Origin of the sequence: Chitinophaga flava, from assembly GCF_003308995.1 — a bacterium.
Lineage (GTDB): Bacteria > Bacteroidota > Bacteroidia > Chitinophagales > Chitinophagaceae > Chitinophaga > Chitinophaga flava.
Genome location: NZ_QFFJ01000001.1, coordinates 3420794 through 3444236, shown reverse-complemented (window position 1 = coordinate 3444236; position 23443 = coordinate 3420794). Strand labels below are relative to the sequence as shown.

Here is a 23443-nt window from a genome sequence, read left to right as displayed (position 1 = left end):
AGATTAAAATCACAATTATGTTTTTCGAATTAGCATTGACGCTGGCTACTACATTGATGACACCCGGACAACCCGTGCAAAAGCAGCAGCCTGCAAGAAACCAGACCATTTATGTGAAAGAAGCCAAAGAGCCCTGCACCGGCGTAGCCCCCATGGAATGCCTGCAGATAAAGGGACTCAAGGATACTTCCTGGTCAAACCTCTTCACCAACATCGAAGGATTTAAATATACTCCCGGCTATCGTTACAAACTGTTAGTAAGGGTTACTACCATTAAAAATCCTCCTGCCGATGGCTCATCCATTAAATACACATTGCGGAAAGTATTGGAGAAGAAAAAAGTAAATACTACTGCTGCGGAAAAAACAACTAATACTGAAAATGGCCGCCTGTGGGCATTTATCACGAGCAAAAGATGGAACCTGATCAAAATGGGAGATAGCGTACTCACACAATCCGGTATCTGGGTTGAATTTGATCCGGCCACCAAACGCTTCCACGGCAAAGGCGGATGCAACAACATCTCTGGTGGTTTTAACGCCAGCGGTGAAAACATCAGCTTTACCATGCCCATCAGCACCAGAATGGCCTGCATGGATGAAAACGTGATGCGTCGTGAACACGAGTTCCTGACAATGATCGGTGAACACAACTTCCGGTATGATGTAGCAGACCAGACTCTCAACCTCTACGACAATAACAAACTGGTACTGATGTTTGGCATGCAGCCCAAGGAAAATAAATAACTACTTACTCACTCATTAATAAGAGAAGGGTTGTTACATAATGTAACAACCCTTTTTCTTTCTTTACTAATAAAGCTATGGTAACAACTAAAACACTGTGTTATTAATAGGCGTCATGGCCCAGTCCCTGCACAGCAGCTACCAGCTTCCGTGTGGGATGATATTCAAACAACATAGCGTTGGAGATGTTGTCTCCCACTGCTACTATCACCTGTACAGTATCAGCTTTCTGCTCTGGTACCTGTACCAGCAGATAATCAGCATCGGCATGTAATACCTGTGCTGATACTTCACCAAAGATTACTTTGTTGGCAGCCTTATCCTGGCTGAAACCATGACCTCTGATGATCAGAAAATTACCGGCGTTACCGGCTACTGTAGCTGTTTCTTTCTTTTCCTGGTTTGGGGTACAAGCTGTCATCGCTGTTATCATCAACAGCAGGGATACCACAAACATTCTTAAATGTTTCATGTTTTTATACTTCTTTTTTGGGGGCGGGTCACAAACCCTGTTACAAATAAATCCGGGTTAACACTATCGCATGTAGCAACTCTTATCCGCAACAGTATATATCGGTATTAAAACGGACGCAAATTTACGACGATTCTTCGTATAAACAATCAAGTCAACCGACAAATTTTTAAAATTACGTACTACTACGTATCATCCTTATTCAATCAGCATATCACGTTTTTAACAGCTGCAACTTGTTGTATTCCCAGTTCATACGAGCGATATGCAATACCGAGATCTGCTGCGGGCATTCTGCCTCACAAGCCTCTGTATTACTGCAGTGACCAAACCCTTCCGCATCCATCTGATCTACCATCTGCCGCACTCTTTCGCTTGCTTCTACTTCTCCTTGTGGCAACAATACCAGGTGCGTTATTTTAGCACTGGTGAACAACGCTGCGCTGGAATTTTTACACACCGCCACACAGGCACCGCAACCAATACACGCCGCCGCATCAAAAGCGGCTTCTGCTACACCATGCCCCACCGGTATACTGTTGGCTTCCGGCGCCTGTCCGGTATTCACTGAAATAAAACCGCCTGCCTGTATCACACGATCCAAAGCACTGCGGTCTATTTTCAGATCACACTTTACCGGAAATGCTGTAGCACGAAACGGCTCTATATATATCACCTCTCCTTCAGCGAAACTGCGCATATGCAGCTGACAGGTGGTGGTGTTTTTCAGCGGTCCGTGTGCACGACCATTGATCATTACACCGCACTGTCCGCAGATACCTTCCCTGCAGTCATGGTCAAACTCGATAGTCCGTTCGCCCTTTCCCAGCAGCTGTTCATTCAACATGTCCAGCATCTCCAGAAAAGACATGTCGGGGTCAACCGCTGCCAGTTCATAATCCTGCATCCTACCAGCATCCTGGCTGTTTTCCTGTCTCCATATCTTTAATCGTATATGCATACACGATAGTTTATTTATTTATAACTTCTCACCGTAGGTGTAACAAACTCAAACTTCAGCGGCTCCTTATGCAATACCGGCGGGTTGTGACTTCCAGCCCATTCCCAGGCTGAGATAAAAGAAAAGTCCCGGTCATTACGCTTCGCTTCTCCTTCGGGTGTCTGATATTCTACCCGGAAATGAGCACCACAGGATTCTTCGCGCGTCAGCGCGTCATAACACATCAGTTCACCAAGCTCCAGATAGTCTGCAACCCTACCTGCTTTTTCCAACTCACTGTTGATGGCCATACCTCCGGGTATGTAAAGCTGTTCATAGAACTGCTGCCGTAATGCCTTTATCTCATTGATAGCCTGTTCCAGGCCTTCCCTGGAGCGGGACAGGCCACATTTGTCATACAGGATTTTACCCAGTGTTTTATGGAAATGATCAGCAGATAACTTGCCTCCTATCGACATCAATGCGCGCAACTGCCCTTCTACTCTTGCCGCTGCACTATCAAAAGCAAGCTGACTGGTATCTATCGTGGGTGTTTTGATCTCATCAGCGAGATAGTTACCCAGCGTATAAGGTGCGATGAAGTAACCGTCTACACAGGCCTGCAACAGTGAATTGGCCCCCAACCGGTTAGCACCATGATCAGCAAAATTGGCTTCACCCAATGCAAACAGACCCGGTATGGTTGTCATCAACTCATAATCTACCCACAGACCTCCCATCGAAAAATGTGCAGCCGGTGAAATACGCATCGGCTCTTTATAAGCATCGATCCCGGTTATTTTTTCGTACATGCGGAAGAGGTTACCATACTTCTCGCGGATTTTGGGCTCTCCCTGTTCCTTAATAGCCCTTGAGAAATCGAGGTATACCGCATTTTTTAAAGGCCCTATGCCGTAACCTGCGTCGATACGCTCTTTGGCTGCCCTGGAAGCAATATCCCTGGGCGACAGGTTACCGAAGGCCGGGTATCGCCGCTCCAGATAGTAGTCCCGGTCTTCCTCCGGAACCTGGTTGGGCAAGCGTTTCTCATCCTGGTTTTTGGGCACCCATATACGGCCATCATTACGCAGTGATTCCGACATCAGCGTCAGTTTGGACTGATACTCACCCGACTGCGGCAGACTGGTAGGATGGATCTGTGTCCAGCTCGGGTTAGCAATGAGTGCGCCCTTTTTATGTGCCCGCCAGATGGCAGAACCATTGCATCCCATCGCCAGGGTAGACAGATAATAAATCTTGCCGAAACCGCCAGTAGCCAGTATTACAGCATGGGCCCCATGACGCTCTATATTGCCGGTATCCAGATTCCGGACGATCACCCCCCTTGCCTTTCCGTCTATCGTTACCAGATCCAGCATTTCATGACGGGCAAACAATTGCACCGTACCCAGGTGTACCTGCCGCATCAATGCCTGATAGGCACCCAGCAATAACTGTTGACCAGTCTGTCCCCGTGCGTAGAAGGTCCGCGACACCTGTACCCCACCGAAGGAGCGGTTATTGAGATATCCACCGTATTCCCGGCCGAAAGGTACACCCTGAGCCACTGCCTGGTCTATCAGACTGGCACTGCATTCTGCCAGCCGGTATACATTGCCCTCCCTCGATCGGAAATCACCACCCTTGATCGTATCATAAAACATACGGAAGATGTTATCTCCGTCATTTTTATAGTTCTTACAGGCATTCACACCTCCCTGCGCAGCCACTGAATGGGCGCGGCGCGGAGTATCCTGAAAACAGAAGCTTTTTACCCGGTATCCCATCTCCCCAAGGGAGGCAGCAATGGAGCTTCCGGCCAGTCCGGTGCCTACAACAATTACCTCCAGCTTCCTGCGGTTGGCGGGGTTCACCAGCTTCGCATGTTCCTTGTAATAACGCCACTTGTCCTCCAGTGGTCCGTCCGGTATTTTTGACTCCAGCATCTCAGCTTATTTTAAGAAGTGAACATAAATGGGTATCAGTGCAAAACCAGCACTGATACCGACACTGTAAATCCAGCCGAAAACCTTTATCCATCGTACATATCGCGGATGATATACACCCAGCGTTCTGGCTGCACTGAAAAAACCATGCATCAAATGATAACATAACGCTACCATACACAACACATATACCAGCACATACCATGTTTCACTGTAAACAGCCACCACCAAGGTGTACAGGTCTTTATTTCCCTGTGCGTCCAGCGGTAATGCTCCAAATTTGTACACATACCAGAAATCTCTGAAATGAATCACCAGAAAAATAAAAATGATCGTGCCCAGCAATCCCATATTACGCGTGTACCATTTGCTGACCGCCGCTCTTCTGTCATAGTGGTATTTTAGATCTCTGGAGCGTTTATTCGTTAACATTATAATGATTGCATATACTACATGTACAATGATACTGATGTACAACACCCAGGAAATAATTTTGATGATGATATTTCCTGATAACAGATGTGAATAATAATTGAATTGCAGATGTGCCTTCTCCTCCGGCAGCAGCAGCTGCAGGTTTCCCAGAAAATGAATGACCAGAAAAAGACACAGGAATAATCCTGTAAATGCCATCCAGTTTTTTCTGGTTAATGTTTTTTGTTTCCACTGACCCATAACCTGTATTTTTAAGTCGACGTGTGAATACCTGATTTCCTGCGTGATAATGGCCTTTTATAGTCTGCATTGTACCTGCACAATCATCAGGTTGCTACTGTGCGTTTTGGTCCCAGGGATGTCTCTGTCGTAGTCATCGATCTGCATGCCCAGCTGTATGCGTCCTCCATAATCTTTCAGAAATGCAAGACTTATCATCGGGATATAGGAGCGTCGTGCATTGCCGGTATGCCTGAAATCCTCATTAAAATATTCATAGCGCATAGACATTTCTATCGATGTGAGTTTGTGATAATTGATTTTGTAACGGAAGTTGGGCAACACATAAACACCATTCATCTGATAATCACTCAGCGGTCCTTGCCGCAGGCTGTCTGCCAGGGAGTAAAACAACCGGTGGTCGGTGCCCTGTTTGAATTCAGTCTGAAGCTGCAGGTCCAGTTTTTCCGCCAGTGGAATAACTCCACTGAAGTCTATCCCCAACGCATAAACGCCATGTCTTCTAACAGCTCCAAATCCACCATTGAGGCCCAGCGACAACCTGTTCATGTCTCCAAATTCCAGCCTGGTGGAGGCCAGTTTGCCATTATCATCATCCGATATCTGGTTACGGTTGTTACCATTCACCACATTGATAGCATATTTGATAGGCCACCTCGTCAGCTTCCGGAAGGTGCCGAACATAGATATGCCCACCTGAAAACTTTGCCAGCCATTATTTCCAAATGCATAATACTGGTTAGAGAAATCCATCGACTGAATAATATCCACCGGATAAAGATCTTCCAGACCGAAGGAAGGTCTGAACTGTCCTACTGTAAAATTGACGGCATCATTCCAGCGGTAGGATATGAAAGCGTTTTCCAGCACTTTTCCTTTGGGGTCGCTGGCAAAATCAGCGAAGTTAACCAGGCAGCTGGCTGTAAACCGGTCGCTGACCTGCGCTTTCACCTGAAGCCTTGCCCTTTTGATACTGAAACTATTGCGCACCACTTCCTTTTCTTCATCTGTCTGGTGTACTCCGTTCACATCTATATTCGATTTGAGAGACAATGTATAACGGGCCTGAAATACACCACTCAGTGTCACTCGTTTCAGAAAACCAACTTTCTGTGCAGTGGTATCAACCGCGGAGGTATCTATCGCCAGCCCATTTCCTGCATACGTCAGCGGGGTCACTGCAACTAAAAAGATGGCCAATAGTAGGATACTTCGTTTATGCATGCACGGTTGTTGTGAATTTCAGAATAGGCGGTATTTACTGGGGATAACAACATGCAGCAGGGAAATGTTTTGAGGCGGGCAGGATAAAAAAATCCCGTTCCGGCATAACCGAAACGGGATCTGTATTTTTTTTAGCAGAAGGGCTTATTTCACCAGCTTCAGCTCATCGATGATGTTTTTGGCACCACCCAGTTTTTCGATGCACCACAGTACATAGCGTACATCTACGCAGATAGTGCGGTTGTAGTCAGCGTCGAACTGGATTTTGTGGCTCAGCGCTTCGTAGTTACCGTCGAAGGCCAGGCCAATCAATTCGCCATTGGCGTTGATCACTGGAGAACCGGAGTTACCGCCGGTAATGTCGTTGGTAGTGATAAAGGCCACTACTACGTCGTTACGTTTAGCGTCTTTGTATTGACCGAAATCTTTTTTGTTGTACAGGTCCATGTAGTTAGCCGGGAGGTCAAACTCGTAGTCGCCTGGTACGTATTTCTCGATCACGCCTTTCATGGTAGTAACATAGTCGTAATGTACAGCATCGCGTGGAGAATATGGTTTCACCTGGCCAAAAGAGAGGCGCATAGTGAAGTTGGCATCCGGATACCTGTTGGCGTTAGGTTGCATCTGCATTACACCTTTCAGGTATTCGCGGCCCAGGTCGTTGTTTTTCAGTGCGAACTGGCTGTAAATAGGCTGGTATTTACCGGCGTAATTTTTAATGAAGGTGCTGGTGTAAGCAAAAAGAGGATCGTTTTGCAGGGTCACTGCATCCGGATTGGCCATAAATGCTTTCCATTTGGCATCATCAAAAATGATGGTGTTATTCATCAGGTAAGCGGCCCAGAGTTTCCAGGTGTTGTCGTCTTCGAGGCTGCCGAATTTGTTTTTCAGCGCTTCATAGAATCCGATAGGTTGCTGATCTTTAGGCACGTCGTTGTAGAACATGCGTGCAGTAGCAGCCAGGATTTTCTGATCGCTGGGTTTGTTTTCACTTTCGAGGAAAGAGGTTCTTGCTTTATCAGCGGCAACGGCAGCCTGCTGAGCAGCATCTTTAGCGCTACCTGGAGTTACCAGTGCTTTTTCCAGCACCATCAGGGTACCTGCATAAGCAGCAGCCGGAGAACCAAGGATACCTTCAGTCAGGTATACACGGTGTTTGGCATAAGGGCTCCATGCTTTGTAAGCAGCAGCATAATCGTTCATGACATTGGCAAACTCAGGTTTGTCCTGTGCCCATTTGGCGAAAGCAGCTTCATTCTTTTCTTTCTGTTCCAGTACGTGGTGCTGTTTCAGTTGTTTGGTTTCGCCATCAAAGAATTTCCAGTAGTTAGCGATGCTGGCATAATTAGAGGCCAGTTGCAGTTTTACTGCCGGATCTTTCGCCATCTGTTCCATCATGGCTTTCAGTCTTACGTCGCGCAGATTTACCAGAGAAGGGTTTTCCACTTCTGTTTTCAGCTTGATGCCATAAGAGGTTTCGTAACGGTTGGTACCACCGGGGTAACCGAAGATCATGGCGTAATCATTTTCTTTTACACCTTTGATGGATACCGGCAGGAAGTGTTTAGGTTTTAACGGAACGTTGTCTTTGGAATAAGACGCAGGTTTACCGTCTTTGGTAGCATATACGCGGAAGACAGAGAAATCGCCGGTATGACGGGGCCATTCCCAGTTGTCGGTATCACCACCGAATTTACCTACGCTTTCAGGAGGCGTACCTACCAGGCGAACATCTTTAAAGCGCTCGTATACAAACAGCAGGTATTGATTAGCTTTGAACATAGGAACCACTTTGGCTTCGTAGCCGTTGCCGGTGGTAGCTTTGGTGATGATGTCGTTGTAAACATCCTGTTCTTTTTTCACTCTGTCAGCGCCGTTAAGCCCTTTCAGCTGTGCTTCCACATCTTTCGTTACATCTTCCACTTTTACCAGGAACTGTACAGAAAGCATGGGGGAAGAAATTTCTTCCTGTTTATTTTTTGCGTAGAAGCCGTTTTTGAGATAGTTATGTTCTACAGAGCTGGCAGCAGCAATTGCTCCATAACCGCAGTGGTGGTTCGTAAAAATCAGACCTTCATTGCTTACAATTTCACCGGTGCAACCTCCGCCAAAGATCACGATCGCATCCTTCATGGAAGCTTTGTTGATGCTATACAACTGTTCTTTGGTTAATTTGAGGCCTCTTTTGACCATGTCATTGTAGGTTTGTTGGCCCAATAAATAAGGGAGCCACATGCCCTCGTCTGCTTTCGCCCATTGAATGCTTACGCTGAGCAGGAGGAGCAAAACCACTAATTTTTTTCTCATATAAGTTTGGTTTTGTTATAAAAGGACCTCAAACCTAGCTATTTTTTCGTTAACGGACGCATGTGTAGGTATAATGCCAACAATCTACCAATCATTAAATTGTATTAATAATTTATATATATTTTTCAGTCTGTAAATAATGTGTTCCGTGTGTGAACAAAAAAACTGGAATATGTTTTGATAAGGGGGGAACAACAAAGTACCCGTGCCAAAAATCACCGGACCTATTTTCTAACAGTTTAAATCAGTTGACCATGAAAAAAATAATGTTATTACTGGGAGTAGCAGCATTTCTGTCGTGCAACGAGAATAAAAAGCAGCAGGAAAAGAAAGAGCAGGTGCAGGAAGGTGCTAATAAAGTTAAAGAAGACGTAAAAGCCACTGCTAAAAGCGCCGGGGAATACCTCGACGAGCAGAAAAAGCAGGCGGAGGAAGCCATCAGAGAGCGGATCAAACAAATAGACCAGACTAGTGACGAATTAAAAAAAGAAGGCACTACGAAGAGCAAAGCAGCCCGCAAAAAGCTGGAGAGCCTGAAAGCGGAGATGGACAAAAAAATGAAGGACATTCAGAACAGCAGTGCCGATACCTGGGACAGCACGCGTAAGGGCGCTGATGAGCTGATGAAAAAATCCGATAAGGAGTGGACAGACTTCAAACAGGATTTCAAAGACCTGTTCGGACGCGATTCCACAAGACGCTAAAATTCCGTAGTCCTTGTTCCTTGAACATTAATCTTGTAATTTTACCCGTCTTAAACAGAACCGGATTTGCTACTATCTCATTATCAGAACGAATTATTGGAGGCTGGCTGTGACGAAGCCGGAAGAGGGTGCCTGGCAGGCCCCGTGTTTGCGGCAGCTGTGATTTTACCAGCAGGTTTCAGCCATCCGTTACTCAATGATTCCAAACAATTGAGCTCAGCAGACCGCGATCTGTTGCGCGGAGTAATAGAAAAAGAGGCATTGCACTACGCTGTTGCCAGTGTAGACCATGCGGAGATTGACAAGATAAACATATTAAAAGCCTCTTTCCGGGCTATGCACCTGGCATTGGAGCAATTGAGCCGGCAGCCGGAATTCATCATCGTTGATGGTAACCGGTTTTATGCCTATGGTAAAACGCCTTTTGCCTGCATTGTCAAGGGAGATGGTAAATATGCATCCATTGCGGCCGCCTCTATTCTCGCCAAAACATACCGGGATGAGTATATGCAACAGTTGCATCAGGAATACCCGCATTTTGGCTGGAATGAGAACAAAGGCTATCCTACCAGGCAGCACCGGGAAGCACTGCGGGAATTTGGTGACTCACCTTACCACCGCAAGTCGTTCCGCCTGTTGCCCGATGAGCAACTGGAACTGGATTTATAGTCCTTCCGGCTATCAGCCGCCCACCGTTAGCCAAATATCCGCTAACTGTTGACTGCTATAGACGATGAGGCTATCGTTAACCTTATACTTATTAATTTTGCCCTGATAGGGAACGATTATTATGCTAAAGCAGACACAACAGCAAAAGTTATTGCAGAAACTTTCACCACAGCAGATTCAGTTGATGAAACTGCTGCAGGTGCCTACTGTCAACCTGGAAGAGAGGATTAAAGAAGAACTGGAGGAAAACCCTGCACTGGAATATGGTGAAGATGCACATGAAGATGAGTTTAAAGAACAGGAAGAGTTTGACGCAAAAACTGACACTGACGAAGAGGATGATTTTGAGCCGGATGGCAGCGAAAACGAATACGATAATATTGATATTTCCGAATATGTGAGCGAAGGGGATGATGATGTAGCGGATTATAAATTACGTGACGACAATTACCCTGATCCGGACGAGAGCAACAAAACCATCCCTATCCGGGTGGAAACTTCTTTCCATGAGCATCTTCTGAGTCAGCTGGGCATGCTGGAACTCGACGACCACCAGAACGCCATTGCAGAACATATCATTGGCAGTATTGACGATGACGGCTATCTGCGCCGGGAAGTAAGCGCCATGGTGGACGATCTCTCTTTCTCCCAGAATATAGACACCAGTGAAGAAGAGCTCCGGGAGCTGATCAAGAAGATCCAGGATTTTGACCCGGCCGGCGTATGCGCTACCGACCTGAAAGAGTGCCTGTTGTTACAGTTGAAACGCAAGGCCCAGGAAGATGAAGGCGTACATAATGCCTACCTGATCCTCGAAAATTACTTTGACGAATTTACCAAGAAACACTACGAAAAGATCCAGAAGGCGATGAGCCTGAGCGATGAGGGCCTGAAAGGAGCCATCAATCAGATCATCAAGCTGAATCCCAAACCGGGAGGCAACTATGCGACCCTCAATAAAGCCGAGAGTTATGTATTGCCTGACTTCTTCATTGTAAATAATGCCGGTAAGCTGGAACTGACGCTCAATTCACGCAATGCACCGGACCTCCGTATTTCAGGCGGCTACCGCGACATGTTGCGGGAATACGACCGGGGAGACAAAAAGGACAAACGCCAGAAAGAAGCCGTACTGTTCATCAAACAGAAGATCGACGCCGCCAAGTGGTTTATCGATGCTATCAAACAACGTCAGCATACCCTGTTATCTACTATGGAGTCCATCATGGACTATCAGCGGGAGTTTTTCCTGACCGGCGACGAAACCACCATGAAGCCGATGATCCTGAAAGATATTGCCGACCGTACACAGCTGGACATCTCCACGGTGAGCCGTGTGGCCAACAGCAAATATGTACAGACGGAATTTGGTACTTTCAAGCTGAAGTTTTTCTTCTCTGAATCCCTGTCTACTGATAGCGGGGAGGAAGTATCCACCAGGGAGGTGAAGAAGATCCTGTCTGATCTGATAGAGGCCGAGAACAAGCGGAAGCCGCTGAGTGACGAAAACCTTACGAAGATGTTGCAGGACAAAGGATATAATATTGCCCGCCGTACGGTGGCCAAATACAGGGAGCAGCTGAATATACCGGTTGCCCGTTTACGTAAAGAATTATAAGAATAAAAGATGATGCAAGAACACGCAGTACCGGAAAGGAATATCACTAATCAGGAATGGCCGGTATTCCCGCCTGTTGCCCGGTCCGCCGCGCAGGTTATTTCCTATATCACCCATCCGTTGTTTATACCAACGCTGGTCACTTTTCTGATACTGCAGTCTATTCCCGAATACATGGTGGCGTTTAAGCCGCAGAGCATGCGTTTTGCATTCGATATGCTGTATTTCCGGGTGGGTATCATCACCGTGCTGTTTCCATTGCTGACAGTGCTGCTGGCCAAGCAGCTTGGATTTATCCCGTCTATTTATATGAAAACGCAGCGGGAGCGGATTATTCCTTACGTAGCGATCATTATTTATTATTTCTGGGCATTTTATACCTTTTTACAGGAGGGTCGTGCGCCCCGTTTTTATTCGGCCTTTTTCCTGGGGTCTTTTCTGGCCATTTCCATTTCCTTTGTTACCAATACTTTTATGAAGACCAGTATGCACAGCATTGGCTGGGGCGGGGTGATCGGATTCCTGCTGTCGCTGATGTGGGGGATGCATATGAATGTGTCGGTACCACTGGTGATCACTTTTTTGGTGACGGGTATCGTGGCTACGGCGCGGATGGTGCTGCATGCACATTCTCCGGCGGAGATTTATACGGGTATCTTTATCGGTATTATCACGCAGCTGGCCGCCTGCGGGATCCTGGTCTGACCGGTATCCCATCCTGAACAACCTATTCCTTGCCGGCTTTTCTCTTTTTATCCGGGAAAAACAGATCAAGGAATAAGATATATTCAGGATGGGGAAAGAGATTTTTGGGGTTTACCTTGTTTCAGCCGGATTGCCTCTTCCGGTAACCATGGATGCAAGGCCGCAAGGCAGGTTAACAAACAGACTAACAAACATTGGGGTAACAATCATCAACAACTAAACTTGACAATGCAAAAGTCCGATATTCTGTATTGAACCTCAAGCGTATAACTACGCTTTTTCAAAATGCAGTATTTTCCCTCTCCCCGGTCGCTGAGAATTTTTTGAGAAAGGAAATGATTACGCACATTCAATGCGTAATAGCCTCTCATCTTTGTATTGTCGTTACGGTCAATGCAGATGTGAAAGAAGAGAATGAGTGATAGTTCGATATAGATACTACTTTTTTTAGCATTAAAAATAAAATGCTAAAAAATTTAGGAAAAACAAAAATTAGGTTATAATTTAGCATTCCAGTTGGAGATATGCTTTTCGATTAAATTTGTAAAAAACAACTACAGATATGTCTACAGCCAATACTGAAAAATTGAAGGCGTTACGCCTCACAATGGATAAGATAGAGAAGGATTTCGGTAAGGGATCCGTGATGATGATGGGCGAAAAAGCAGAGGCTCCAATGGAAGTAATTTCTTCCGGTTCATTGGGTCTTGATATCGCACTGGGCATTGGTGGTTTTCCTAAGGGCAGGATTATAGAGATCTATGGTCCGGAGTCTTCTGGTAAAACAACAGTAGCCATTCACACAATTGCGGAAGCGCAAAAGAAAGGTGGTATCTGTGCTATTGTGGATGCGGAGCACGCTTTTGACAGCAGCTACGCCCGCAGACTGGGTGTTGATGTGGATTCCCTCCTCATTTCACAGCCAGACCATGGTGAGCAGGCACTGGAAATTGCAGACCGTCTGATTTTATCCGGAGCAGTAGACGTAGTGGTAGTGGACTCTGTAGCTGCACTGGTACCGAAGAGCGAGCTGGAAGGAGAAATGGGTGACAGCAAAATGGGTCTGCAGGCACGTTTGATGTCTCAGGCACTGCGTAAACTGACAGCCACCATCGCTAAAACCAACTGCTGCTGCATATTCATCAACCAGCTGCGTGAGAAAATCGGTGTTATGTTCGGTAACCCGGAAACGACTACCGGTGGTAATGCACTGAAGTTCTATGCTTCTGTAAGGCTGGATATCCGCCGCATGAGCCAACTGAAAGATGGCGACGAAGCGATCGGTAACCGTGTAAAAGTAAAAGTGGTTAAAAATAAAGTGGCACCTCCATTCCGTCAGGCCGAATTTGATATCATCTATGGTCTGGGTATTTCCAAAATGGGTGAAATCATCGACATGGGCGTAGAATATGGCATCATACAGAAAAGTGGTAGCTGGTTCAGCTACGACACTAATAAACTGGGCCAGGGTCGTGATGCAGTAAAACAATTACTGAACGACAACCCGGAACTGTCCGCAGAAATCGAAGCAAAGATCAAAGTGAAAATTGCGGAGAAACAAGAAGAAGCTTAATTATTATGTAATTAGCTTTAAAATAGAATTACCTTTTTAAAATACATAGAAGTTAGTTTTAGTTTTAGTAAGCATTGGGTTAGTATGCACATCCCTGCCTTATCCTGGGCGGGGATTTTTATTTTGGACTGTGATGAACTGTGATAAATCCTGATGGAGATGATGATCCTGATGGATATTGATAACGGGGGCTTTTGATTGGTGTGATATATACTGATGTTTTCTTCATCATGCCTATCAGCATTCATCACAAAAATCAGCGGCAAAAAAAAACCGCCCCATATGGAGCGGCTTTTTATCACTGTTTTATCTTACTTTCTTATCAAACAAAGCCTGGCTATTACGCTTCAGCTTTCATGCTTTTTGCAGTTCTCTTACGTTCTTCTTCGTCCAGGATGGTTTTACGCATACGGATGAAGTTAGGCGTAACTTCAATACACTCATCATGCTGAATGTATTCCATGCATTCTTCCAGTGTCATCAGGATCTTAGGAGCGATATTGGCTGCACCATCGCTACCGCTGGCACGCATGTTGGTCAGTTTTTTACCCTCGTTAGGGTTTACTACCAGATCACCAGGTTTGTTGTTTTCGCCGATGATCATGCCTTTATACACTTCTTCTCCCGGATCAACGAAGAAAGAACCTCTGTCCTGTAATTTGTCGAGAGAGTAAGCGGTAGTAGAACCAGCTTCTTTCGCGATCAACACACCGTTGTTACGGCCAGGAATCAGACCTTTCCATGGTTTGTAGTCATTAAAGCGGTGAGCCATTACAGCTTCACCTGCAGTAGCGGTCAGCATCTGTGTACGCAGACCGATCAGACCACGGGATGGGATTTCAAATTCGAGGTGCTGCATTTCACCTTTGGTTTCCATGATCAGCATCTCACCTTTACGACGGGTAACCAGGTCAATCACCTTGCTGGCGAATTCCTGCGGAACGTCTACCACCAGTGTTTCATATGGTTCGCTTTTTTTACCGTCAATGTGCTTAACGATAACCTGCGGCTGACCAACAGTCAACTCATACCCTTCACGACGCATAGTCTCAATCAATACACCTAAGTGCAGGATACCACGGCCATAAACCAGGAAGCTATCAGCACTGTCTGTATCCACAACGCGCAGCGCCAGGTTTTTCTCAGTTTCTTTTACCAGACGGTCACGCAGGTGACGAGAGGTAACAAACTTACCATCCTTACCGAAGAACGGAGAGTTGTTGATACCGAACAGCATGTTCATGGTAGGTTCGTCTACGCTGATTACTGGTAATGCTTCAGGAGCTTCCGCATCAGCAATAGTGTCACCAATATTAAAGTCTTCCACACCTACTACAGCGCAGATATCGCCGGCATGTACTTTCGTTACTTTTCTTTTACCTAAAGCTTCAAAAACATACAGTTCACGAACTTTCTGTTTTTTAGCGGTACCGTCAGCCTGCATCAGGGTGATCCACTGATTTTCTTCGATAGAATTACGGGTTACTTTACCTACTGCAATACGACCCAGGAAAGAAGAATAATCCAGGGAAGTGATCTGCAGCTGGAGAGTGCCTTCCGGAGTTTTAGGCGCCGGTACATGCTCAATGATACCATCCATCAGCGGAGTGATGTCTGCACATTGCTCCAGGGAACTGTTGAACCAGCCATTCTTACCAGAACCGTAGAAGGTCGGGAAGTTCAGCTGCTCTTCAGTTGCGTCCAGGTTGAAGAACAATTCAAATACAGCATCGTGTACTTCATCAGGACGACAGTTGGCTTTGTCTACCTTGTTGATAACAACAATTGGCTTCAGGTTCAGCTGTAATGCTTTCTGCAGCACAAAACGGGTCTGTGGCATCGGTCCTTCAAAGGCGTCCACCAGCAGGATTACACCGTCAGCCATTTTCAATACGCGCTCTACCTCACCACCAAAGTCGGCGTGGCCTGGCGTATCGATCACATTAATTTTAGTACCCTTATACTCAACAGAAGCATTCTTACTGAAAATGGTAATACCACGTTCTCTCTCGAGATCGTTGTTATCCATGATCAGCTCGCCAGATTCCTGATTAGCCCTGAATACGTTTGTCTGATGAAGGATTTTGTCAACCAGGGTAGTTTTACCATGGTCTACGTGTGCGATAATTGCAATATTACGAATGTTCATATACTTATATCTTTAGCTATCAGCTACTAACTAAATTTGGGCTAATAGCTACAAAAATGAGGCGCAAAGGTACGAAAACCTGACGAGAATGCCGGATTCACGTTTTAAATAAATGTAACCATTTAGTCACTTGTTAAAAATGAGTTACAATCAATTGAATAACAATTCGTTACAATTAGACATCCGCCATCATTATTCCGCCCGGCCGCACCAGGTCTACATATGGTGCAGCCTGCCTCTCTCCCACTCATAAGACTATACGAAGTTGACAACGCCATACCGGCGCCCGACCATAATAAAAAGGAAAGATGAATGGATTATTCTGCCATCTGTTTGACGACAAAATCCAGTGCACTCTGGTTGGCTGGATTGTCCAGCGCATGAGCGATATCCAGCTTCTCCCGGGAGGTGAGGTGCCAGGACAATGCCGCCGCCTTATCCTGCTTCTGAGGCACATACTGGAAAATAACGCGGTGGAACTTGTTCGGGAAATAACCCTCCATATAATTGATGAGATCGTCCTGATCAAAATCCTGCATGGCGCTCCAATGCTGCTGCATGGTAAACAACGGCTCAAACAACAGATCCCCCAGGTCTTTCGCCTTTTTAATGGGGGTAATATCGTTTTTACGGGTATCCCTTACCTGGATATATACCACCCCGCTGGTATTTTCATTGATCCACTTACTGAAGGTATAGAGAAAACGTAGCGTGGTCTGCTGTCCGAAATTGTCCCGGATGCCTGCATCCATCACGTCCACAATAGGATTGCTGGGCAAAAAGGTATTAGGCAGCACATAAGGAAAAGTAGCGCACATACGGATGGCACTGGTGACACGTAAGTCCATTGCGTCCTGGCCGGCGAAGTACTGACCGAAGTCTACCCCATCAATATCCCGTATCTGCCGCGTTGGATAGAGGTACTGCGGACTGCAGAGATAGCTGATTGACTGCGGGGAGATCATCAGCCGGCGGCCATCGGCATTGATAGTTGCGTTCCAGATAAGCATCGGTATCAATGCTTTATACTCAGGTTCCTTATAATCTTTCAGGGTTTTGTTCAATAAATTGTCGGTGTTCTGGTTCAGCTGCATTTCAAAGGCATAACCTCTGTCTTTGGCATAGCGATGGCCATCTAACTGAAAAGTTCTCCATGGGGTGATAAAATCATTCACGGCCATAGCGCTGAAAACCGGATTCAACAGGTCTCTTGACACCCTGTCTATATAAATACTGTCGGTAAGTCGTACGGATTTGCCCATGAGCTGCTCCAGGTACAGTTCCCGGAAATAACTGGCCCCAAGCATACCGCCGGAAGCGCCTGTCATCAAAACGGTATGTTTCATTAAATCACCACCGAGCAGACTGTCCAGGCGCTGCAGTACATGCAGCGACCAGGTGGCCGAACGGCTGCCTCCCCCACTGAAATTCATAACGATCAACCGCGGTTTTTTATTCGCAGGAAACCGGCTCCTCCATTTACGCAGAATTTCCAGCGTCCCCAACCTGTCTGCTTCATATCTTTCGCGGGTAAAGAAATGTTGCAATGCCTCCAGACTGTAATCGGGACGAGCTTTTTTCTGTTGATAATCAAGTCCGTATGCTTTGTTCCTGTTGTCAATCCAGTTATGTTCCACCATCCAGTTCAGCCCCAGCAACAACACCAGTACCACCGGTATAGACCAGGTTTGCAGCAGGTAAGAGTATGCGCCCGCTACGCCTATCAGGAAAGCAAAAAATATAAGGACACTGGCTCCGGCCGGAATCCTGAACACCTCATAGTCCATCATATAAGCCAGTATCACCAGAAAAATCAGGGCACAGCCCACCGTGATCATGGCAGCAAAATGGTGCTGTTTGAGAATACTGTCGAGGTAGTGTTTGTTGTAGTGGTCTACATTCCTGGCTCTTCGTATCCGCCAGGGTGTTGAGAAGTAGTTATGTACAGGCAGCGCGTTTTCGTCTGGCTCCTGAGTAGGCTTGAGAATCACCCGCAGAAAATTGCGGGGATTACCGAAACGTTTTTCCAGCCGCCGGCCAATGTTTTTATCTGCATTAAAAAAGTAAAAGAAGCAAAAGAAAACAATAAAGAGCGCACCGCATATAAACCCTTCACCCAGTAGTAAAATCTCAGGAATAGTGCTCAGTTGCTCATAACGCTGGTATTCCCAGCCCCGGTAAAGCAGACAGACAGCAAAAGCCAGCGGAATGAGAGAATTATTGAGACAGTACCGGAAAAAAGGCTGTGAGGTAGTGGCCAGGAACTTAAACCGGCCGGTATGCAGAATGAAGGTGGTGATCTGCCAGCTCATAATAAACATGCCGGTAGCCAGTCCGAGAATGGCGGTACTGTAAAAGTTCACCTTCCCAAGATATTCCGGCGCCAGAAAGAGGGCATCTCCCCCAAAAACCTTGGCAAAACCACCATTTATCGTACTGAAAAGGATAACCCAAAAAATGAGCAACACCTGGTATTTCCTGAAATGTAGCAGGAGCAACTGGACAGGGAAAGAATAGTACGTTTTTATTAGCAATAGCTTCACCTTCATCAGACGATTATTCCCAATAAACCTACGTAAAAAATTACGAATTGCGAATTACGAATTACGGGCCTGAAACGAAGAAAGTCTTCACTCCAGGCCCGTAGTCTGTATTTTGTTTTTTTCTTATTGTCTTGCTCTGCTTAGATACAGCGTCCATACCAGCGACAGGAGCAGCAACATGCCTACGCACTGATGCAGGATTCCGTAGGTAATCGGTATTTTAACCTGGCTGTTCAACAGGGTGAGCACCCCTAATAACACCTGTAATAATACCAGCAGCAACGGCAGATAACGAATTCCATGCAGCAGGCTGTTGGCAGGTATCTGCGCGGATTTCCACCACCAGGTGGCAACCAAAATGGTGATCAGATAGGCCAGGCCACGGTGTATAAACTGAATAGTAATGGCATTATGGACAATATCAGTAAAAAATCCCCCCTGGGTAAACATCCCCGCAGGCACCCAGGCCCCGTTAATATCCGGCCAGGTATTAGCTACCAGAGCAGCATGAAGGCCAGCCATAAAGGCTCCGTATATAAGCTGTACTGTTACCAGTACGAGCAACCATATGTTCAAACGTTTCAAGGAAGGCACTTTCAGGACTTCAGCAGACGGAATGCTTATTTTAAGGGCAAACCAGAACAGGTAACACAGGAGCACCAGCGCCGACATAAAGTGTATTGCCAGGCGGATATGGCTAACATACAGGTTTTCATCGTTCAGACCACTCTTTACCATGATCCAGCCAATAGCCCCCTGAAGACCACCCAGCACAAAAAGCACAATCAAAGGATTGATCATACTCTTGTCGATCTTCTTCTTGATAATGAAATAGATAAACGGAATTATAAATACGAACCCGATCAGTCGTGCCCAATCACGGTGGAACCATTCCCAGAAATAGATAAACTTAAAATCTGATAAGGTGAAATGATTGTTGACATATTTGTACTGCGCAATCTGCTTATATCCATCGAAGGCTTTTTCCCAGGCTGCCTCATTCATTGGCGGGAATGCGCCCAGTAAAGGTTGCCACTCTGTAATCGACAGGCCGGAACCGGTTAAACGGGTCAGCCCTCCCAATAAGACCTGAATCACCAGCATGCCCACTCCTATATAAAGCCAGATAGCCACCGGGCGGTTATTCTTAATATTAACTGTTGTTTCCATAAACGTTGCAAAAATAGTGATTTACCACTCCCGAAATACTCACATTCTTTTAACAATCGCGTAATATTCTGTTAACGCTGACATCGGAGCTTTGCATTGAAAATTAACAACGGCACCATTGTATTAGCTAATACGGCCCAGATTTAAAAAAGCAAAAGACAACATTAAAAAAGATAATGTCATGAAACACTTACGTTTTGTTTTAGTACCCAAAGCAACGATATTAGTATTAGCCGCTATCCTCATTCCCTTTATAACCATGCATGCGCAGGACAAATCATTTGCTTACAACAACAGATTCGTCGCTGAGCAGCCTTCATCCGAAGCCCCCAAAAAGGACCTGGAAGTGGAAATCTCCCAACCGGTAAAAGAATCTCTGAACTTTACCCTGGCTGTCACTAATCCTGATAACGAGAAGCTGACACTTTATATTAAGGACAGCTTTAACAATACCCTTCACCGGGAAGTATTACCTGCAACTGTTAGATTCGAAGCACGCTACAACCTGCAGTCTCTGGAAGATGGTCAATACATCTTCGAAATCAGAAACGGTAAAAACAAAGTAGCAGAAAAATCCATTGGCATCAAAACACAAACAATGGTCAACAGACTCGTTTCTGTAGAAAAATAATTTTGACCTGATTACTTTCTGATTTGGTTAATTGGTTATTTAAAAAGCGGCGGAGATCATACTTATGATCTCCGCCGCTTTTTAATATCATCTATATCATATCCATCACTTACATCATATCCATCACCGTTACAGCTGCATGGCTTCATATACTACATCCATCATTTTGCCCCTGGTATTGAGGGTGGACAGTTTAGTATTGGAACCACCATCAGGGTAAACCCTGTTGCTCAGGAAGATGAACACCATTTTGCTGGTTGGGTCGGCCCATACGCAGGTACCGGTAAATCCGGTATGGCCAAAGGTAGCACCGGAGGTAAGTTTGGATGGATAACTTTCCCGGCGGGTATTGTTGTCTTTCTCCGGTTTATCGAAGCCCAGCCCGCGACGGCTGATACTGCTGTTGTAGGCAGTAAACAACCGTACTGTTTCGGGTTTGATATACTGTACGCCGTTAAAGGAGCCGTTATTCAGCAACATCTGCATGATCACACCGAGGTCATGCGCGTTGGAAAACAGGCCGGCATGTCCGGCTACACCACCCAGCATGGCTGCGCCCGGGTCGTGTACATCACCACGGAGCAGCTGCATCCGGAAAGAACGCTCATGTTCTGTAGGTACCAAACGGGACAGTGGAAATCTTTCTCTTGGCAAAAATCCGGTGGAAGACAGTCCTAACGGTTTATAGAACGTTTCCATCACATACTGGTTTAATTTTTTCCCACTCACCGCTTCTACAATCTTACCCAGGAAAAGGAAGTCCAGATCACTGTAAACATAACCCGGATGTGGGGTTACTTTGCTGTCCAGTATCTTTTTCCAGATGGTGTCCACATAGTTGTGGTCCATATACATATTGTCTGCCACCCTTACGGAATGTAATTCGTCGGAGGTGGAGTGGTATACCGCTGTATCCGGACGGCCGTCAGGATATAAGGTTTCTTTGTAGAACGGAATAAACGGTACCAGTCCGGCCTGGTGCAACAACACATCACGGACTTTTAATCCGGCTTTATCGGTACCTTTTACAAAGGGCAGGTAGTCGCCCAGTGTGCCCTCCAGGCTTACTTTTCCTTCATCATACAGGCGCATGATGGAGATAGTGGTAGCACATACCTTGGTCACAGAAGCCAGATCATAAATAGATCCGGGTGCTACCGGTTCCTGGCGATTGTATTCATAATGACCGAAGGTACGGTTGTAGATAATTTTACCGTCTTTCATGGCCAGCACTTCGCAGCCCGGGGCCGCATTGCGGGTGATCATGTCATTAGCGAGGGCATCAATGCCAGCCAGGTGAGCTTCATTAACACCTACTGCAGCAGGAGCATCAGTAGGCAGCTGGGTATACCTGTTTACTTCATAAGTGATACCAGTTCCTTCCGGCATACCGGGGCATACCGTCACCGGCAGTTTACCCTGAGGGCCCAGTTTACCAAACAGCAGATCGGCAGCTACTTTCTGGGTGATGCTGTCATCTTCATAGGCAGCTACGATAGCAGGCGCATCGCACCAGTGCTGAATAGCGTACGGGTTACCGAATATAACGGTAGCAGAAGGCATCTCCTGTTGTAAATGTTTTACAATCAGGCGCTGTGCGAGAGACAGCCCGAAGTTGTTAGCCGGACGGCGGCTGAAGCCATGTACACTGATAATCACTGCTTTATAATCGCGCTGAATCCTGGACACAATAGGCGCGATCTGTTCCACACTTTGACGGGAGGTAAAGATAAATGCGTCTGTGCCTGGTTTATAAGCTTTTACGGCATCCAGGAAGGCATTGTGACCATCGGCACCAACTGCGATCACAGCCAGCTTTTGCTGGGTCATGGCTGGAGAGAAAGGAATGAGCTGTTTATCATTCTTTACCAGCGTGATGGCTTTTTCTGCGATGCGACGGGTAAGAGTGTCGGTCATGGCATTGAGATCGTTTGTCAGATTGTTGACGTCGATCTGTTGCGATTTCCAGAGGCCGAGGTCGTATTTGGCGCGCAACACTTTTTTCACGCGGGCATCTACTTCCTGCTGACTGATCTGGCCTCTTCTGATACCCTTCATAATAGCCGATACGCTACCGGCTGCGGTAGAAGGCAGTATCATCAGGTCGTTGCCTGCCAGCAGCGACTGTAAGGATTCCTGTCCTTTGGAATAGAATTTTGCAATGCCTTTCATTTCGAGGGCATCGGTAACTACCAGGCCTTTATAGCCCAGTTCGTTTTTCAGCAGTTGGGTTACTGCTTTATAAGAGATGGAAGTGGGTGTATTCGGTTTATTGTCGATGGCCGGGATAAAGAGATGGCCTACCATGATGGAGCCTACGCCTGCTGCGATCGCTTCCCGGAAAGGATACAATTCCAGGGAGTCGAGGGCCTGACGGCTCTTGTTGATGGATGGCAGGTCGAAGTGAGAGTCTACGTTGGTATCGCCGTGGCCAGGGAAGTGTTTGGCACAGGCCATTACGCCGGTGGATTGCATACCACGGACGGAAGCAACGCCGAGACGGGCTACCTGGTATTTGTTTTCCCCAAAGGAGCGGTCGTTGATAACCGGATTGTTGGGGTTATTATTAATATCCATATCGGGGGCGAAATCGAGATGGATACCGATGCGTTTGCATTGTTCACCCATTACACGGCCTGCTTCATAAGCCAGGGCGGTATCTCTGGTGGCGCCGATCATCATATTGCGAGGCAGAGAGATCACGCTGTCCAGGCGCATGCCGAGTCCCCATTCCCCGTCTACAGAGATGAGGAGGGGCACTTTGGAGATAGATTGGTAATAATTGGTAAGGTTGGCTTCTCTTACGGGGCCACCCTGAAAGAAGATCAATCCACCTACTTTGTTGTCTTTGATGTCTTTAACTACAGCATTGATATGATCCTGTCCCAGGTTGGAGTGGGCTCTGATCACGATAAGTTGGGCAATACGTTCCTCTGGTGTCAGGGATTGAAATACGCTGTCAACCCATTGAGAAGCCTTATCTTGTGGCTGGGTGGAAGTAGTGTTGACTCTTTTGTGTTTTTTTCTGTTCATAACGCCTGGTGGCATAGGTATAGCGCTCCCAGTCATAAGCAAGCCCGTAAGTCCTGCTACCAATAATTGTTTCCTCATGTCATAAACTTACAAATAATCAGGCAAGAATTCATTAGCAAGGCCTGACTATCAAATAATTATTAATTATTTCTATATGATTTTGTCAAATCGCAAGATATTCGTTAAATTAGAATATCTTTTTAAAGATATTTTATGGTTTTACCATAAATATTAAAATATCTTTACTATTTTGTCCAATTCTTTTACATTATTTAACCAATCGCAATTTTAATTGCCAATACATTCAATTGTTTGTTATATTTGCAACCTTGCGAGTA

17 protein-coding genes are annotated in these 23443 nt (G+C 46.2%); 7 read left to right on the top strand and 10 right to left on the bottom strand.

The window, feature by feature from the left end; all coding sequences use genetic code 11:
- Positions 1–17 precede the first annotated feature (17 nt).
- On the top strand, positions 18–746 hold the full coding sequence (locus DF182_RS13850; protein WP_113616192.1) for a DUF4377 domain-containing protein: 729 nt from the start codon (positions 18–20) through the stop codon (positions 744–746).
- A gap of 103 nt (positions 747–849) precedes the next feature.
- On the opposite strand, the gene DF182_RS13845 is transcribed toward DF182_RS13850, so the two are convergent.
- The 6 genes from DF182_RS13845 to DF182_RS13820 all read right to left on the bottom strand — a co-directional run bounded on the left by DF182_RS13845 (position 850) and on the right by DF182_RS13820 (position 8310).
- A complete protein-coding gene (locus tag DF182_RS13845; RefSeq protein ID WP_113616191.1) occupies positions 850–1218 on the bottom strand; it encodes an IPT/TIG domain-containing protein in 369 nt (122 codons plus the stop codon).
- Between the two features lie 214 nt (positions 1219–1432).
- Complete coding sequence (locus DF182_RS13840; protein WP_113616190.1) at positions 1433–2179, bottom strand: succinate dehydrogenase/fumarate reductase iron-sulfur subunit; 747 nt, start codon at positions 2177–2179, stop codon at positions 1433–1435.
- 14 nt (positions 2180–2193) lie between these two features.
- Positions 2194–4104 (bottom strand): fumarate reductase/succinate dehydrogenase flavoprotein subunit, encoded by a 1911-nt coding sequence (locus DF182_RS13835; protein ID WP_113616189.1) that lies wholly within the window; start codon positions 4102–4104, stop codon positions 2194–2196.
- 6 nt (positions 4105–4110) lie between these two features.
- Positions 4111–4779, bottom strand: coding sequence for a succinate dehydrogenase cytochrome b subunit (locus DF182_RS13830; protein WP_113616188.1), 669 nt, complete (start codon positions 4777–4779; stop codon positions 4111–4113).
- A 57-nt stretch (positions 4780–4836) separates the two neighbouring features.
- On the bottom strand, positions 4837–6003 hold the full coding sequence (locus DF182_RS13825) for a porin (RefSeq protein WP_113616187.1): 1167 nt from the start codon (positions 6001–6003) through the stop codon (positions 4837–4839).
- A gap of 144 nt (positions 6004–6147) precedes the next feature.
- Entirely contained in the window at positions 6148–8310 is a 2163-nt protein-coding gene (locus DF182_RS13820; protein WP_113616186.1) for a S46 family peptidase, read from the bottom strand.
- A 254-nt stretch (positions 8311–8564) separates the two neighbouring features.
- Between DF182_RS13820 and DF182_RS13815 the strand changes: the two genes are divergently transcribed.
- The 5 genes from DF182_RS13815 to recA all read left to right on the top strand — a co-directional run bounded on the left by DF182_RS13815 (position 8565) and on the right by recA (position 13579).
- Positions 8565–9014 carry a hypothetical protein gene (locus DF182_RS13815; RefSeq protein WP_147243435.1) on the top strand — a complete coding sequence of 150 codons (450 nt, stop codon included), beginning with the start codon at positions 8565–8567 and terminating at the stop codon, positions 9012–9014.
- A gap of 66 nt (positions 9015–9080) precedes the next feature.
- Positions 9081–9683, top strand: coding sequence for a ribonuclease HII (locus DF182_RS13810; RefSeq protein ID WP_113616184.1), 603 nt, complete (start codon positions 9081–9083; stop codon positions 9681–9683).
- Positions 9684–9804: 121 nt separating this feature from the next.
- The gene (rpoN, locus tag DF182_RS13805; protein ID WP_113616183.1) at positions 9805–11301 is read left to right on the top strand and encodes an RNA polymerase factor sigma-54; all 1497 of its coding nucleotides are present in this window, start codon (positions 9805–9807) and stop codon (positions 11299–11301) included.
- A gap of 9 nt (positions 11302–11310) precedes the next feature.
- The gene (locus tag DF182_RS13800; protein WP_113616182.1) at positions 11311–12006 is read left to right on the top strand and encodes a hypothetical protein; all 696 of its coding nucleotides are present in this window, start codon (positions 11311–11313) and stop codon (positions 12004–12006) included.
- A 562-nt stretch (positions 12007–12568) separates the two neighbouring features.
- A complete protein-coding gene (gene recA / locus DF182_RS13795; protein WP_113616181.1) occupies positions 12569–13579 on the top strand; it encodes a recombinase RecA in 1011 nt (336 codons plus the stop codon).
- 340 nt (positions 13580–13919) lie between these two features.
- Here the strand turns inward: recA and typA are convergent, their stop codons facing one another.
- From typA to DF182_RS13775, 3 genes are all read right to left on the bottom strand, one after another.
- Positions 13920–15728, bottom strand: a complete 1809-nt coding sequence (gene typA / locus DF182_RS13785; RefSeq protein ID WP_113616179.1) for a translational GTPase TypA — start codon at positions 15726–15728, stop codon at positions 13920–13922.
- Between the two features lie 317 nt (positions 15729–16045).
- A complete protein-coding gene (locus DF182_RS13780) occupies positions 16046–18271 on the bottom strand; it encodes a patatin-like phospholipase family protein (RefSeq protein ID WP_161964139.1) in 2226 nt (741 codons plus the stop codon).
- A gap of 123 nt (positions 18272–18394) precedes the next feature.
- Positions 18395–19441: a COX15/CtaA family protein gene (locus DF182_RS13775; protein ID WP_113616177.1), complete on the bottom strand. Its 1047-nt coding sequence runs from the start codon at positions 19439–19441 to the stop codon at positions 18395–18397.
- A gap of 181 nt (positions 19442–19622) precedes the next feature.
- On the opposite strand from DF182_RS13775, the gene DF182_RS13770 reads away from it, so the two are divergent.
- Positions 19623–20072, top strand: a complete 450-nt coding sequence (locus DF182_RS13770; RefSeq protein WP_113616176.1) for a hypothetical protein — start codon at positions 19623–19625, stop codon at positions 20070–20072.
- Positions 20073–20201: 129 nt separating this feature from the next.
- Here the strand turns inward: DF182_RS13770 and DF182_RS13765 are convergent, their stop codons facing one another.
- Positions 20202–23105 (bottom strand): glycoside hydrolase family 3 N-terminal domain-containing protein, encoded by a 2904-nt coding sequence (locus DF182_RS13765; protein ID WP_245957437.1) that lies wholly within the window; start codon positions 23103–23105, stop codon positions 20202–20204.
- Positions 23106–23443 lie beyond the last annotated feature (338 nt).